The organism is Clostridium sp. AF21-20LB (assembly GCF_003478795.1).
Lineage (GTDB): Bacteria > Bacillota > Clostridia > Lachnospirales > Lachnospiraceae > Otoolea > Otoolea fessa.
The window spans coordinates 103,642-119,613 of sequence record NZ_QUGD01000005.1; the positions used below are offsets into that span (position 1 = coordinate 103,642).

General features: G+C 50.9%; 14 protein-coding genes and 1 pseudogene. 3 read left to right on the top strand and 12 right to left on the bottom strand.

Annotated elements, in window-relative coordinates:
* Positions 1-40: 40 nt before the first annotated feature.
* The 8 genes and pseudogenes from DWX76_RS04495 to DWX76_RS04530 all read right to left on the bottom strand — a co-directional run bounded on the left by DWX76_RS04495 (position 41) and on the right by DWX76_RS04530 (position 7,393).
* A complete protein-coding gene (locus DWX76_RS04495) occupies positions 41-1,000 on the bottom strand; it encodes a LysR family transcriptional regulator (RefSeq protein ID WP_107000515.1) in 960 nt (319 codons plus the stop codon).
* Positions 1,001-1,094: 94 nt separating this feature from the next.
* Positions 1,095-1,508 (bottom strand): ATP synthase F1 subunit epsilon, encoded by a 414-nt coding sequence (atpC, locus tag DWX76_RS04500; protein WP_022359057.1) that lies wholly within the window; start codon positions 1,506-1,508, stop codon positions 1,095-1,097.
* A gap of 6 nt (positions 1,509-1,514) precedes the next feature.
* Positions 1,515-2,915 (bottom strand): F0F1 ATP synthase subunit beta, encoded by a 1,401-nt coding sequence (gene atpD / locus DWX76_RS04505; RefSeq protein ID WP_107000980.1) that lies wholly within the window; start codon positions 2,913-2,915, stop codon positions 1,515-1,517.
* Between the two features lie 41 nt (positions 2,916-2,956).
* The gene (gene atpG, locus DWX76_RS04510) at positions 2,957-3,859 is read right to left on the bottom strand and encodes an ATP synthase F1 subunit gamma (protein ID WP_118570187.1); all 903 of its coding nucleotides are present in this window, start codon (positions 3,857-3,859) and stop codon (positions 2,957-2,959) included.
* Between the two features lie 14 nt (positions 3,860-3,873).
* Positions 3,874-5,945: pseudogene (gene atpA, locus DWX76_RS04515) on the bottom strand (F0F1 ATP synthase subunit alpha).
* Positions 5,932-6,420: an ATP synthase F0 subunit B gene (locus DWX76_RS04520; RefSeq protein WP_118491621.1), complete on the bottom strand. Its 489-nt coding sequence runs from the start codon at positions 6,418-6,420 to the stop codon at positions 5,932-5,934. The pseudogene atpA and the gene DWX76_RS04520 overlap by 14 nt, the downstream one beginning before the upstream one ends.
* A 31-nt stretch (positions 6,421-6,451) precedes the next feature.
* Positions 6,452-6,676 (bottom strand): ATP synthase F0 subunit C, encoded by a 225-nt coding sequence (atpE, locus tag DWX76_RS04525; protein ID WP_022359062.1) that lies wholly within the window; start codon positions 6,674-6,676, stop codon positions 6,452-6,454.
* 39 nt (positions 6,677-6,715) lie between these two features.
* Positions 6,716-7,393 (bottom strand): F0F1 ATP synthase subunit A, encoded by a 678-nt coding sequence (locus DWX76_RS04530; protein ID WP_107000520.1) that lies wholly within the window; start codon positions 7,391-7,393, stop codon positions 6,716-6,718.
* Between the two features lie 383 nt (positions 7,394-7,776).
* Here DWX76_RS04530 and DWX76_RS04535 point away from each other — a divergent pair, with 383 nt between their 5' ends.
* On the top strand, positions 7,777-8,721 hold the full coding sequence (locus tag DWX76_RS04535) for a LysR family transcriptional regulator (protein ID WP_118293481.1): 945 nt from the start codon (positions 7,777-7,779) through the stop codon (positions 8,719-8,721).
* A gap of 68 nt (positions 8,722-8,789) precedes the next feature.
* On the opposite strand, the gene DWX76_RS04540 is transcribed toward DWX76_RS04535, so the two are convergent.
* Positions 8,790-9,455 carry a Crp/Fnr family transcriptional regulator gene (locus tag DWX76_RS04540; protein ID WP_181357208.1) on the bottom strand — a complete coding sequence of 222 codons (666 nt, stop codon included), beginning with the start codon at positions 9,453-9,455 and terminating at the stop codon, positions 8,790-8,792.
* A gap of 243 nt (positions 9,456-9,698) precedes the next feature.
* On the opposite strand from DWX76_RS04540, the gene DWX76_RS04545 reads away from it, so the two are divergent.
* On the top strand, positions 9,699-11,645 hold the full coding sequence (locus DWX76_RS04545) for an SUV3 family DEAD/DEAH box RNA helicase (RefSeq protein WP_118570188.1): 1,947 nt from the start codon (positions 9,699-9,701) through the stop codon (positions 11,643-11,645).
* A 9-nt stretch (positions 11,646-11,654) separates the two neighbouring features.
* On the opposite strand, the gene DWX76_RS04550 is transcribed toward DWX76_RS04545, so the two are convergent.
* Positions 11,655-11,972: an EamA family transporter gene (locus DWX76_RS04550; RefSeq protein WP_182429725.1), complete on the bottom strand. Its 318-nt coding sequence runs from the start codon at positions 11,970-11,972 to the stop codon at positions 11,655-11,657.
* Between the two features lie 165 nt (positions 11,973-12,137).
* Here DWX76_RS04550 and DWX76_RS04555 point away from each other — a divergent pair, with 165 nt between their 5' ends.
* On the top strand, positions 12,138-13,505 hold the full coding sequence (locus DWX76_RS04555) for an NAD(P)/FAD-dependent oxidoreductase (protein ID WP_118570190.1): 1,368 nt from the start codon (positions 12,138-12,140) through the stop codon (positions 13,503-13,505).
* 130 nt (positions 13,506-13,635) lie between these two features.
* Here DWX76_RS04555 and DWX76_RS04560 read toward each other — a convergent pair whose 3' ends face one another.
* Positions 13,636-13,998, bottom strand: coding sequence for an MGMT family protein (locus DWX76_RS04560; protein ID WP_022359068.1), 363 nt, complete (start codon positions 13,996-13,998; stop codon positions 13,636-13,638).
* A gap of 2 nt (positions 13,999-14,000) precedes the next feature.
* Positions 14,001-15,758 carry a SulP family inorganic anion transporter gene (locus DWX76_RS04565; protein WP_118522638.1) on the bottom strand — a complete coding sequence of 586 codons (1,758 nt, stop codon included), beginning with the start codon at positions 15,756-15,758 and terminating at the stop codon, positions 14,001-14,003.
* Positions 15,759-15,972 lie beyond the last annotated feature (214 nt).

Below are 15,972 nucleotides of genomic sequence, written 5' to 3' on the forward strand. Positions count from 1 at the left end.
ATTATTATATTTCCTGTTTTAAAAAAGTCAAACCAAAAAATCACCTGTCGGAAACAGGAATTCTGGTTATTGGTTCACGGGTAGACACTTTGGGAACCGGCACTCCCACTCTCCGCTTCAACGCCTCAATATACAGCCCCGCAAACCGTCCCGGTGTCACGCGATTGTGGGTAATGTAACCGATCTCCATATAATCGTCCACATCAAGCGGAATCGCTACAATATTCGGTCCGTTCAGTTCCTCATTGATGACACCGCTGCAGATCGTATACCCATTCAGCCCGATCAGAAGATTAAACAGGGTCGCGCGGTCGGACACCAGGATGTCCTTGCGGCTGTCCAGCGTACTGAGGATCTCCTCGGAGAAATAAAAGGAATTGTGCTCGCCCTGCTCATAGGACAGACGCGGATAAGGTTCCAAATCCGACAGGGTGATAGAACTGCGGCTTGCAAGCGGATTGGCCGCACCGATAAATACATGCGGTTTTGCCATAAAAAGCCGCGTAAATTTGAGGTCGTGTTCCCGCAGCGTCTTGCGGATCACCGTCTCGTTAAAACGGTTCAGATACAGCACGCCAACCTCGCTCCTAAGCTTCGCCACATCCTCAATCAACTCATACGTCTGCGTCTCGCGGATACGGAAATCGTACTCTTCTCCGCCGTACTCGCGGATCAGATCGACAAACGCCTCAACGGCAAAGGAATAGTGCTGGGTGGAGACACAGAACTGGCGTTTCTGCGGCACAGCACCAAAATAGCGCTCCTCGATCAGGTTTGCCTGCTCGATCACCTGTCTCGCATACCCCAGAAATTCTTCCCCGTCCGGGGAAATCACCACGCCCTTGTTCGTGCGGGTAAACAGGGAAAATCCAATCTCATGCTCCAGTTCCTTGATCGCCGCCGTGAGGCTCGGCTGTGCAATATAAAGTTTTTTTGCCGCCCCGCTGATGGTTCCGGCTGCCGCCACCTCCACCACGTATTTTAACTGAAGTAATGTCATGCCCTGTTCTCCATTCTTACTGATTTTCTGTCATTTCTTTCTGAACCGCATCTGCCACAAAATTACATCAGGCTCAAATCCGCCTCTAACGCACCTAGTCCACAAATTTTTCCGTCTCTTTCAGACGAACCAGCGCTCTCGCCATCGCCGCACGGGTGCTGTAATACTCGGAAATACTCTGTTTCTGGCGCAGCCGCTCTTTCGCACGCTCTAATGCCTCCTGCGCCCGGATCCGGTCGATCTCCTCCGGTTTCTCGATCGTATCTGCCAGCAGCATAACACGGTTGTTGGCGATCTCACAGAAGCCCTGCCCGACGACTGCCGCCTCCCACGGACCGTCCTCTGTCGCCTGGAAACGCATTTCTCCCGCTTTGACTGCCACGATCTCGCTCTCATGGTGCGCCATGACAGCCATCTCACCGTCCACCGCCGGAAGGATCAGACAGTGGCAGACTCCCTCATAGAATGTCCGGTTGCTGGATATGATTTTTACATGAAAATCTGCCATCCGTTCCTACGCCTCCTGTTTCTCTAAAGCCTTCGCCTTTGCCACTACATCCTCGATCGTTCCGACATTGAAGAATGCTGCCTCCGGGTACGCATCCATCTCACCATCCAGAATTGCCTTAAAGCCCTTGACGGTATCCTTTAACGGCACATACTTGCCCGGTACACCGGTAAAGTTCTCCGCCACGTGGAACGGCTGGGATAAGAAACGCTGTATCTTTCTTGCGCGGCCGACGGTCAGCTTATCTTCCTCAGACAGCTCGTCCATACCCAGAATTGCAATGATATCCTGCAATTCCTTGTATTTCTGCAAAATCTCCTGCACCCGTCTGGCCGTCTCATAGTGTTCTTCTCCGACCACATCCGGTTCCAGAATACGGGACGAGGATTCCAGCGGATCGACCGCCGGGTAAATACCCTGTTCTACGATCTTTCTGGAAAGAACCGTAGTCGCATCCAGATGGGTAAAGGTAGTCGCCGGTGCCGGATCGGTTAAATCATCCGCCGGTACATAGACTGCCTGGATTGAAGTGACCGAACCATCTTTCGTCGAGGCAATCCGCTCCTGCAGCTCGCCCATCTCATTCGCTAACGTTGGCTGATAACCAACCGCCGACGGCATACGCCCAAGCAGCGCTGAAACCTCCGAACCTGCCTGTACATAACGGAAAATATTATCGATAAATAGTAACACATTCCGGTGCATTTTGTCACGGAAATATTCTGCCATCGTAAGCCCGGTCTCTGCAACTCTCATACGAGCTCCCGGCGGCTCGTTCATCTGTCCAAACACGAGCGCTGTCTTTTCCAGAACACCGGATGCCTTCATCTCACTCCAGAGGTCATTGCCCTCACGGGAACGCTCACCGACACCCGTAAAGATAGAATAACCGCCCTGCTCCATCGCAATATTCCGGATCAGCTCCTGAATCAGGACTGTTTTTCCAACGCCCGCGCCGCCAAACAGACCGACTTTTCCGCCCTTGGAATACGGCGCCAAAAGATCAATAACCTTGATGCCCGTCTCCAGAATCTCCGCGACCGGGCTCTGATCCTCAAATGGCGGCGGATCCCGGTGAATACACCAGTGCTCCTCACCATCCAGCTTTTCTCCTCCATCTACCGTCTCACCTAAAACATTAAACAAACGTCCAAGCGTCTTTTCGCCAACCGGAACGGAAATGCCTTCTCCCGTCGGTGTTACCTTCATGTCACGGCTCAAGCCCTCGCTTGCCGACAGCATGATGCAGCGGACGATATTATTTCCCATGTGCTTGGCAGCTTCCATCACACACGTCTTTCCCTGATTTTCTACTGTGAGCGCGTCCCGGATCTCCGGAAGGGGACCGCTCTCAAATTTCACATCGACAACCGGACCGGAAACCTGGACAATCTTGCCTTCCGGCAGGCTGGTTTCGGTCTTTTTTGTCTCTGCCGCCTGTTCTCCCATCACACTCTCATCTCCTCTTCTCGTTCTCGTCTCTGTGCAGCCGCGCCGCCGCATACTTCGGTGATCTCCTGTGTGATCGCCGCCTGCCGCGCCCGGTTGTACATCGTATTCAAATCTTTCAAAAGTGCATCCGCATTATCCGTCGCCGCATCCATCGCCATCATACGGGCATTCTGCTCGCTGCAGAACGACTCAACCAGCGCGCCGTAGATAAATCCGGCTACATAGTTCGGAACGATCGCATTCATCGCTTCTTCCGGCGTTGGCCGGAGGGAAAACTCCTCCAGCCGCACATCGACCGGAATCGCCATTCCGTGCATATCCGGCTTGGTAATCGGAAGCACCCTTTTATCCTTCGCCACACTCTGCATCACATTTTCCATTCTTGTATACAGGACATGGATCTCATCCAAATCACCCGACAAATATCGTTCCAGAAGTATTCCAGCAATCCACCTTGCCCGGTTAAACGTCGGATCCTGCGCCGTATACTGGAAATTTTCTTCAATCGGGATGTGCTGGGAGGCAAAAAACTGCCGCCCCGTCTCACCGATGACAAACAAATGTACCTCGCGGGAAGGATCCTTTAAAAATGTATCCGCCATCTTCATGATGTTATGGTTATAAGCACCCGCCAGCCCTTTATCGCCGGAAATAACCAGCAGCCCCGTTTTCTTTGACTGGTGCCCTTTTTTTTCAAAATAGGGACTTTCCATGTTCGGCAGATGCCTCTGGATACGCCGGATGACATTTTGCAATGCATAGAAATACGGCTCCGTCTCTGCCAGTTCTTTTCTGGCTTTCTTTAATTTCGTCGAAGATATCAGGTACATCGCGTTCGTGATCTTGCGCGTATCCTGAATACTCCGGATCCGGTTCTGGATCTCTCTGAGTCCTGCCATCTTCCATCACCGCCTTACTGCTTATCCAGTTTTGCATCCGCTGTGGCTGCCTCCAGCGCATTTCCCTGTGCTTTCAGGAATTTTGCCTTGTACTCGCCCACCGCCTTCGCAATCTCGCGCTGGATATCCTCGCTGAGTGTCTTCGTCGTGCGGAGTGCATCGCCCACCTGCGGGTAGGAGCTTCTCATATATTCGTAAAGACCACCCTGGAATGTCTTCAGCTTTTCCTTCGGAATATCTGCCAGCAGATGGCTCGTCGCCGCATACAGAATCACAACCTGCTCTTCCATCGAGAGCGGATGCTCAAGCGGCTGTTTTAACAGCTCCATCAGACCGCTGCCGTAGGTAAGCTGTGCCTTAGTTGCCGGATCCAGATCGGAGCTAAACTGTGTAAATACTTCCATCTCGCGGTACTGTGCCAGGTCGATACGTACGCTTCCGGCTGCCTTCTTCATCGCCTTGGTCTGCGCTGCGCCGCCGACACGCGATACCGAAAGCCCTACATTGACCGCCGGGCGCATGCCCTCGAAGAACAGCGAACTTTCCAGGAAAATCTGTCCATCTGTGATGGAAATAACGTTGGTCGGGATATACGCCGACACATCACCCGCCTGTGTCTCGACAATCGGCAGCGCTGTGATTGAACCACCGCCCAGTTCATCCGAAAGCCGCGCCGAGCGCTCCAGCAGACGGGAATGCAGATAGAATACATCGCCCGGATATGCCTCACGTCCCGGGGAACGTTCCATCAGAAGAGACAGTGCACGGTACGCAACCGCGTGTTTCGATAAATCGTCATAGACAATCAGAACATCTTTTCCCTGATGCATGAAATATTCTGCCAGCGCCGTTCCTGCATACGGCGCGATATACTGTAAGGACGCCGGATCACTCGCCGTCGCTGCCAGCACGATGCTGTACTCCATCGCCCCGTGTTTTTCCAGTGTATGAACCAGTCTCGATACCGTTGAAGCCTTCTGACCGATCGCCACATAGATGCAGATCACGTCTTTTCCCTTTTGGTTCAGCATCGTATCTACCGCGATCGAGGTCTTACCGGTCTGGCGGTCACCAATGATCAGCTCACGCTGTCCGCGTCCGATCGGGAACATCGAATCGATCGAGAGGATACCGGTCTCCATCGGGGTATCAACTGACTGACGCTCGATAATACCCGGCGCCGGTGATTCCACCGGACGGTATCCGGCTGCCTCAATCTCCCTTTATTGTCGATCGGATTGCCCAGCGCATCTACAACACGCCCTAAGAATCCCTCGCCAACCGGGATACCTGCCATCTTGCCGGTCCGCATCGCGCGGCTTCCTTCTCCGATGGTGTTCGCATGTCCAAAGAGGATGCAGCCGATCTCCTTCGACCGGATATCCTGTACCATGCCTCTCACATCGCCGTCAAACGCCACAATCTCACCGTACATCGCATGGTCGATTCCATCCACATAGGCGATGCCGTCGCCCACCCGGCTGACCGTACCGATCTCACGGGCTGAAATGTCGATTCCATCCAGATTTCCTTTCAGAATCCCGATGATTCCCTTCTGGGTAAGGAAATCACCCGAATCCGGCTCTTTTACCAGATTCTTTAATTTATCTGCCAGTGCCCGTTTTCTTCCCTCCGTGCTCCAGTCATATTCCTCACTTCCGACCCGGAGGATAAAACCACTTCCAAGCTCCGACTTTTCTTCCTTCACAATCCGGAGTTCCCGTCCCGGATATTTCTCCGAGAGAAATTTCCGGATTCCGGCTGCCTGTTTTTCATCCGGCTCTTTGACATATTCCAGCACACAGCGCAGATATTTATCCGGCTTTTCAAACGTCTCCGCTTCCTTAATCAGATCCGGCATCATTTTCATTGTCTGATCCTGTGCCAGCACCTCGATGATTCCCCGGACTGCCAGCGGAAACAGGCTACGAACCAGATCTTCCCGCTTCTCACGGGTCAAATCCGGATTTTCAAGCTCTGCCGGAAGCTGCGGTGTCGCAGCCAGTATCTCAGCCGCATGCTGCAGATCATCGACAGAAATCTTCTGCCTCTTTATTTCTTGTAAATAGACATCAAGTTTCTTCATTCTCCGTCGTACCCGCTTTCTTCAAAAACTCATCATAAAGAGCGCTGTCATCCGACTTCTTGTTCATCGAACCAGCCGCCGCGTCCAGAACCAGCGACAAAATTTCATGCTTCGCCTGTTCGAGCATCTTATCCTTCTCCCGGCGTGCATCCTCGCCCGCCTTACGGATGACTTTATCTGCCTCTTTCTGGGCGTTTTCAATCAGCTGGCGTCCTTCCTCACGTGCACTCGCACGCGCCGCATCCAGCACCTTGTTTTTCTCTACTTCTATTTCATCCTGGCAGGCTGCGTATTTCTCTTTCTCCGCCTGCGCTTCTTCCTGCATCTTTTTTGCCTCATCATACTTTTCCTGAATGGCTGCATTCCGTTTATCGATCACTTTGTTGATCGGCTTAAAGAGGAAAATACGGATAATTGCATACCAGATTAAAAGGTTGATGATCGTAAAAACCAGGTTGATGTCCAACCGTAACATAGCCTTGCCCCACCTTTCGTTTTCTATCGTATCAGCTTAAAAGAATAATAATCAAAAGGGCAATAACGAAACCATAAATAGCAGTTGCCTCGGCAAGTGCCGCACCTAACAATAGAATCTTTGTGATTTTTCCCTCTGCCTCCGGCTGTCTTGCGACTGCCTCAGTCGCCTTAGATGTGGCGATTCCGATACCAATTCCGGCTCCTGCGCCTGCAAGGACTGCCAGACCTGCTCCGATTGCAATGATTGTACCCATAATAAAGTCTCCTTTTTGTAATTTTCTATTTCTCTTCTATTACTCGATTGATTCCTTGATAAAAAGCCCTGTCAGGAAGACAAATACATACGCCTGAATCAGACCGTCAAAGATATCAAAGTAAGCGCTGAACAATACCGGAAGCCCTACCGGAAGGATGTATTCAATCAATTTCATGATGACGAACGCGCCCAACACGTTTCCGAACAGTCGCATACACAGCGACAACGGTTTGATAAATACCTCCATGATATTGATCGGTGTCACGATGGCGATCGGCTCTGTAAAGCTCTTTAACCATCCTTTTAAACCTTTGACCCGAATCCCTGCTGTCTCAATCAGCACAATACTCATCAGCGCCAGTGCTGCCGTGACGTTCAAATCCTTGGTTGGCGGCTTGAATCCCAGTATACCAAGCAGGTTCGCCACGCCCAGATACATCAGCACGGATGTCAGATACGGCGCATAGCCTTTTCCTTCCTCTCCGAGGATTCCCTCGCCGATGCCCTGCAGCCACGTAACAGCGTTCTCCAGAAGGAGCTGTCCGCGTCCGGGATGTTCAACTTTCAGACCGTGCGTCACAATCAGTGAAACCACGAGCACCACTGCCATCATGATCCATGTAACCACAACGGATTCTGATATGCCGATCCCGCCAATTGTAAAGGCTGTCTCACAGTTCAATTCCTTGATCAGGGTCGCACCCAGATCTCCCATACTGTCACTTCCTCTCTCCGGGTTGTTCTCCCGCGGCTGCCCCGGTTATTTTTCTTTCATTTCCCGATGCCGCCACGTGTTCTAGTTACTGTTCACGCATACGTGCCCAGTAACGTTTTCGCCTGTGTCTCCACATTCTTCCCGTCTGTTCCCGATCTTACTCCCAGAAATACAAATGGTAAAATTATATTTTTTTCCTATATCCATAGATAAAATGAATGGTGATAGTTATTGGTAATCGTTATTGTGGCTGGACATTTCTGGAAAAATACGATAAAGTGTGACTATATTTGGTAAATACACGTACAGATATAAAATCAGATAAACACTGTTTCAATCAGGCAGAAACAGTCCGACATACAGAAAGGATTTCAACTACATACATGGACATCAGTTTCGACTACTACAAGGTTTTCTATGAGGTGGCTCGATGCCAGAATATTACCCAGGCGGCTTTGAATCTCTGCCTCACGCAGCCAACCGTAACAAAATACATTCATAATTTAGAAGATATGCTTCAGTGCAAACTTTTCAACCGCTCCCAAAAAGGCGTGACCCTGACCGATGAAGGGCGGATCCTGTTCCGCCAGATCAACCGTCCCTGCCAGCAGATGGGACGAGCAGAAGAGCTTTTAAAAGAATACACGAACAGTCAGAGCGGCAAGGTTTCGATCGGTGCGAGCGAGCTGACAATGCGCTTCTTTCTGCTTCCTTATATTGAACAATTCCAGCAGCGTTTTCCGAATGTGACCGTGCAGATTCATTCCAACTCTGCGCCGATCACCGCTTCTTCCTTAAAGGCCGGGGAAAATGACTTTGCCGTCATCATTTCTCCGATCCACGAGATCATGAAGGAGCTGGATCTGGTTCACGTGATGCCGGTTTCCGAGTTCCAGGACATCGTCATCGCCGGAAACCGTTTTTCCGAGCTGCAGAACCGCACACTCTCCCTTGAAGAGCTCTGTATGCACCCACTTGTCAGCATGGAGTCCGGCACGACGACGCGGCTTTTTTGGGACAATCTCTTTGAGGAACAGGGGCTGGATCTGCACCCGAGCATCGAAGTTTCTTCCAACGACCTGATCGCCCCGACCGTCTCCCACAATCTGGGAATCGGCTTTGTTCCCTCGGAATTTGCCCGGAACTACCTGCTCAACTACCGCGTGTTCCAGCTTCACCTAAATATTCCTATCCCGAAGCGCCAGATCCTCGTCTTGCAAAACCCGATGCGCCCGCTGACGCCGGCGGCACAGGCATTTCTGGATATGCTGAAACAGCCGGTGCAGGAAAGTATAGGGAATGGACAGCCGGTCTTGTTACACCCATAGGGATTTTCACTAAAAATACCCTGTCGGTCGGATTTTAATGCTCCTGACAGGGTATTTTTGTTTGTAATCTACAAGCTTCTAACCTCTTCATATAAATGAAAGTGATTTTTTCTAAATTCCAGAAGCCCTTCCCGCTGCATTTTCCCCAGCTCTGCCGACAGCGCCGACCGGTCCACGCCCAGATAGTCGGCGAGCTGCTGGCGGTTGAATGGGATATCAAATCTCTCGCTCTCATTTTTTACCGCCTGATCGGAGAGGTACGACAGAAGCCGTCCCCGGATGGATTTCGACGATGTATTGAAGATCCGGCGGGACAGCTGCAAGTTTTTCTGCGCCGAGATTGCAAGCAGGTTGCGGATAAGCTGCGTGTGATGTCCGCAAGAATTGGGACACTGCGACAGCATTTTTCCAACATTTAAAAACAGCACTTCCGTCACCTCCGCTGCAAACACATCGACCAGCAGCTTTTCCCCCGGCACGCACGCATATGTCTCCGCAAAAATCTGTCCCGGTTCTACCCGGTCTAGAATGCTGCGGTTGCCCCACAGATCATCGTTGACAATCATCACACTTCCGTGCATCACCACACCCAGAGATGTGACCGTATTCCCCGCGCGATAAATCATTTCTTCTTTTTCATAACTGCGTTCCTCCGCCCCCAGACAGGACAGCATCTCCCCGATTCCGGATTCGCCCGCGCCTCGAAACAGGGGGCTGCGGCTTAGAAGCTGCATTTCGAAGGGAGTTAAATTCAGGCTGGCGCCCGTTTTATAGTTTGATGCCATATAATGTTGACCTTTCTGTTTTAACTAAGTGTTCTTATTATATCAAATATTTTTATATTTTTCTGCAATCTGATTTCCCGTTCTTGCACATCCATGCAACTTCTGCGATAATAGAAACATTCCTATATCAAATGAAGCTTTAAACCAGAAGATTTATCGGACAGGATATTTACATAAAGAGGAGACTTTCAAATGATCGAGCCAAACCAGCTTCTTCAGACATATATCCGCCAGTATCAGGCGGCAAGCAAGAAAAAAAGAAAGACCAGTTCCCGCCCCCGCGATCTGAGCGAGCGGACCAACCGGCTGTTTAAAACACTGAAACGCACCAAACCGACACAGGTCACCAGCCTCTCGCTGGAGGAATGGCACCGCCAGATCAAAAATCTGGCTTATTTTGCGTACCGTTCGCACAACGATGCTGTCACAAAGCTCATTGAAACCAGCCTGCTGCCACAGCTCATCCGCCTGGATGAGGCAATGTTTCTGCCCGCCCAGCGCGATGATATTTCCGTGGATTTTCTGAATTATCTGGAAACAGAATTGGATGGTCAGCTCTGCACGCAGACACTTCTGGAGCTTTACCAGATCTATAAGCGCTACGTCATCCAGTATAAAATCATGGATCTCGTCCCATCCCGCCCAGAGCTGGAATTTCCGGAGACTATGGCGATGAACCGCCGTTTCATTCTCCACATCGGACCGACCAACAGCGGCAAAACATTTCACGCGCTGGAACGCTTAAAAACAGCGAAAAAGGGCACTTACCTCGGTCCGCTGCGCCTTCTGGCGCTTGAGGTATATGAAAAAATGCACGACTGCGGCGTTCCCAGCACCATGCTGACCGGTCAGGAGTGTATCGCCGACGATGACAGCCGGATCACAGCTTCGACGATCGAGATGGCAGATTTCTCGGAGGAATACGATATTGCCGTGATTGATGAGGCACAGCTGACCGCCGATCCAGACCGCGGGCATTGCTGGACAAAGGCGATTCTGGGGCTGAAAGCTCACGAAATCCATGTCTGCATGAGTCCCGCCGCTGAATCTGCTGTCACACACCTGATCCATCTATGCGGCGACAGCCTTGCCATCTGCCGTTATCAGCGCAAAACTGCACTCATCTGTGAGGACACGCCATTTTCCTTCCCGGAAAGTGTTCTTCCCGGCGATGCACTCGTCGTATTTTCCAAAAAATCCGTGCTGGATGTGGCGGGACGTCTGGAAGAAGAAGGTATCAAGGCAAGTGTTATATACGGAAGCCTGCCGCCGGAGATCCGCCGCCGCCAGATGCAGCTTTTTACCAGCGGCAAAACCAAGGTGGTCGTCGCCACCGACGCGATCGGCATGGGACTCAACCTGCCTGTCCGGCGTATCGTATTTGTACAGACCCAGAAATTTGACGGTACCACCCGGCGCGGTCTGTCCGTACCGGAGATCAAGCAGATCGCCGGACGCGCCGGACGCTTCGGACTCTTTGACACCGGCTACGTCAATGCGATGGGGCAGGAATCCCTCGACTATATCCGGGAACAGCTTACTCAGGAGGAGGAACCGATCGAAAAAGTCAGCCTCGGTTTCCCGCAGATTCTCCTCGATCTGGACGAGCCGCTGGACGTTATCATCAAAGTCTGGAAATCCGTTGAGCCGACACCTCCGTTTGAAAAGGTCAGCGTCGATGAGATTTTAAGCCTTTATGCACAGGCAGAACGCCACAGAGACGATATCTACGGATTCGATGACAAACGGATTCTCTACCGCATGATCAGCTGTCCCATCGATATCAAGGATCATCAGGTTGTCCTGCAATGGCTGCGCTACTGCAAGGATTACCCGGCGGACAAGCGCCTGAAACACCCGGACAAAGGCGCCGGCTCCAAGCTGGGGCTGCAGAAATACGAAACATATTACCGCAAGCTCGACCTCTACTACCAGTTCTCCCACCGTTTTGACAAGATCATCGATGAGGACTGGCTCGAACAGGAACGCAGCCGCACTGAAGGCACGATCATGCAGTATTTGTCCAAAGGCAAAAAAAGCTACATCGCCCGCTGCCAGCGCTGCGGACGGATGCTGCCGGTTGGATATCCGTTTAAGATTTGTGATCCGTGTTTTCGTCACAGTTCCATTATCGATTAGCCCTTGATTTTACCGTTTTACGTTCCGGCTGTTCAACACCACCAATGCCGTAAAAATCAAAAGAATGCCCAGCACATTTCCAACCCGCAGCATTTCTCCAAATACCACAATCCCAGCCACAGCTGCCACCATCGGCTCAGAGAACGCCAGAACCGAGGCTTTTCCTGCCTCCATCTGGCGGAGTCCCAGTGTGTAGCTTACAAACGGAAAAAAGGTAGATATAAGTCCCAGCGCCAGCCCTTTGCCAAGAAGCGCCGGAGAGGTCATCAAGCTCGAAAACACCTCCGGTAATTTTACAAAGGGAATCAGGCTGATGGTTACAGCCATAAAAGAATCTTTATTCTGAGGTGATGATATAATAACGGAAGATGCCATGACGACATGGGGGATGATGTTTCGGGGCAGCGCATGACGTGCTGCCTATTTTTTCGAATTTATGCTATAATACAGAAAGAGGGAATAAAATTTCAGGAAAATAAGGAGAATTTCAATATGTATGATGTGTTAATTATCGGCGCCGGTCCCGGCGGTATCTTTTCTGCCTATGAGCTGATGGAACGTAAACCGGATTTAAAGATCGCTGTTTTTGAGGTAGGACATCCGCTGGAGCACCGTAAATGTCCCATTGATGGTGATAAAATCAAGTCCTGTATTCACTGCAAATGCTGCTCCATCATGAGTGGATTCGGCGGAGCCGGTGCATTTTCTGATGGAAAATACAACATTACCAATGATTTCGGCGGCACTCTCTATGAGTATATCGGAAAAAAGACAGCCATTGAACTGATGGAATATGTGGATGGAATCAATCTCCGTTTTGGCGGGGAGGGCACGAAGCTGTATTCCACTGCGGGAACAAAATTCAAGAAAACCTGTATGCAGCACGGCCTGCATCTTCTGGATGCTTCGGTCCGCCATCTGGGTACAGATATTAATTATATTGTTCTGGAGCACCTCTATGATCATCTGAAGAATAAGGTAGATTTCTATTTTGACTGTGCCATCGAAACCGTGGAGAAGACCGAGAAGGGTTACAAGGTTTACAGCGATGATACAACCTTTGAGGGTACGAAATGCATCATTTCCGCCGGACGAAGCGGCAGTAAGTGGATGCAGAAGGTATGCAGGGATCTGGATATCCATACGAATTCCAACCGCGTGGATCTGGGGGTCCGGGTTGAGCTGCCGGCTGAGATCTTTTCGGATCTTACGGATGAACTCTATGAGAGCAAGATCGTGTATCGCACGGAAAAATACGAAGATTACGTGCGCACCTTCTGTATGAATCCCAAGGGAGCTGTGGTAAATGAGAATACCAACGGCATCGTAACGGTAAATGGTCACAGCTACGAGGATCCTGCAAAGCAGACCCATAACACGAACTTTGCCCTTCTGGTAGCGAAACATTTTTCAGAGCCCTTCAAGAATTCCAATGAATATGGAGAGAGTATTGCAAAACTCAGCAACATGCTGGGCGGTGGCGTAATTGTGCAGCGTTTTGGAGACCTGATCCGCGGAAAAAGAAGCACGCAGCAGCGAATCAATGAATCTTTTACGGTTCCAACCCTCAATGCGGCTGCCGGTGATCTGAGCCTGGTTCTCCCAAAACGGATTCTGGACGGTATTATCGAGATGATTTATGCCCTGGATAAGGTGGCACCGGGTACGGCGAATGATGACACGCTTCTCTATGGAGTGGAGGTAAAATTCTACAACATGGAGGTGGAAGTGGATCACAACCTGATGACCTGTCATGATGGACTCTACGTCATCGGTGACGGCAGCGGTATTACCCATTCCCTTTCCCATGCATCTGCCAGCGGTGTCTATGTGGCACGGCAAATCGCGGAGGCAATTTAATAATAAACGGTCAGAAATGTCTATTAAAAATGGATAAGATGCAGCCCCTATCGTCTGCCATCTTATCCATCTCATTTCACTTCTTTAGCTTACCAACATCTCATTCAGATGCATTTTCCTTGATTCCCACTCAGATCCCCAACTTCCGAAACAACGCATACAATTCTTCTGCCTCGTCCATCGAAGGTTTCCATCCATATTGTTTCAAATCGACGCGGTCGCCGTCCTCGGTGGAGTCCACCCGTATTCCATCCTGTTCCAGCAGTTTTTTCTGCTGTCCCGGATAGTCGAATGCCGCCGCGCCGCTTAGAAAGCCCTTGGAATTAATCACCCTGAATGCCGGGACATCGCCCAGGCGGTTGGTGCGGAGTGCATATCCCACCTGGCGGGAATGGCGCGGCGCACCGCACAGGAGCGCGACCTGACCGTAAGTCGTCACGCAGCCGTCCGGAATGCGCCTAAATACTTCTTCCATTCTCCGATAGATATCCATAATTATTTCCCCAGCACCTCGTCCGCATGATCAAGTGCTGCCTCGATATTCGGGCAGAAATGATCGAGTCCGATCATATCCACAAATCCTGCCTTCTCCATCACGTGCATCGGCTGCTCGTTGACATGGGACAAAATCAATGTAACGCCGTTCTTCTGGCAGCGCTCATAGAGGGCAACCATCGAATTCATCGCTGTACTGTCAACCGCCGGAACGGCACGCATACGAAGAACCAGGCATTTCGTCTCCTCGCGGGTTTCAATCTGGTTGATGCGGTCTGCTGCACCGAAGAACAGCGGTCCCGTAATCTCATAAACAGCCAGTTCTCTCGGAATCTCCCGCAAACGTGCCTGTTCTTTCATGGCTGCTTCTTCATCTTCTGCAGCTGCCGCTAAGAGCTGTGCCTCTTCCACTGAAAGCTCTTTTCCGGCTTTTTTCGCTTTTCTTACTTCCTGCTCTTTGCGCTTCTGCTCCTCTACTTCTTCGACATAGAGCCAGCTTCTGACGCCCGTCTCATCGCTCATCCGCTTCATAAACAGCAGGCAGGATAACAGCATACCGATCTCGATCGCTACAACCAGATCGAAGATAACGGTTAAGAAGAAGGTCATCACCAGAACCGCAATATCACTCTTCGGAGCCGTCTTGGTCAGACGGACGAAGGTTCTCCACTGACACATATTGTAGGCAACCATAAACAAGATTGCCGCGATGGTCGGCATCGGGATCCAGCTTGCACACGGCATCAGAACTACCAGAATCAGAAGCAGGACAACCGCATGAACCATGCCTGCAACCGGGGTACGGCCGCCATTTTTGACATTGGCTGCGGTACGCGCGATCGCGCCCGTCGCCGGAATACCGCCAAACAGGGCGGAAATAATATTCCCCGCGCCCTGTGCCACCAGCTCCGTGTTGGAACGGTGTTTTCCGCCGATCATGCCGTCCGCTACCACGCAGGAAAGCAGAGACTCAATCGCCGCCAGAACTGCAATCGTAAACGCATCCGACAGGGAACCCTGAATCACATCGTAGCTAAACACCGGCAGACGGAACGCCGGAAGCTTGTTGCTGACCGTGTAAAGGTCGCCGATCGTATTCACATGCAGCGGCAGGAATTTTACCATTAAAATACCTGCAATAACCGCTACCAGCGATCCCGGAATTTTTTCCGTGATCATCGGCATCACGATCAGAATCGCCAGACACACCACGCCGACGATGATCGCGTGCAGGTTGACACTTCCGAATCCAGCCGCGAACGCTTTCAGCTTCTGCATCGTCTCGATCGTCTCCATGCCTGCCGGATAGGTTACGCCAAAGAAATCCTTCAACTGACCGATGACGATCGTCACCGCGATACCGGAGGTAAAGCCGGTCGTGATTGTAAACGGAATAAACTTAATCAGTGAACCAAAATGGCAGAATCCCATGATAACTAGGATGATACCTGCCATGATCGTCGCAACTGCCAGTCCTTCCACGCCGCTCTTCGCCACGATACCTGCCACGATCGTTGCAAATGCCGCCGTTGGACCTGCAATCTGTACCTGGCTGCCCCCTAAAAATGAAATCACAAATCCGGCTGCAATCGCCGTGTAGATACCCTGTTCCGGACCTACCCCCGAAGCCAGCGCCAGCGCGATCGAAAGCGGCAGCGCGATGATCGCCACGATGATACCCGCTACCACATCTGACATCAGCTGTGCGCCGGAATACTTCTTCAATGTTGTAAACAACATTGGACGTATTTTTTCCATACCCAAAACTCTCCCTTTTTCTTCCCAATTTAAATAAAAAGTAATTGCCAGCCCTAAAAAGAACCGACAATTACCTATTATACAGCAAAATAAGGGTGTGTCCAGTTCTTTCGAAGTTTTAACACAGGAATGTTTCCGACTTGTTACTGGGCACGTATGCGTAAACAGTAACTCAGACTTCTAGATAAGCAGTTGTTAAATTTCTTAGTTGTGA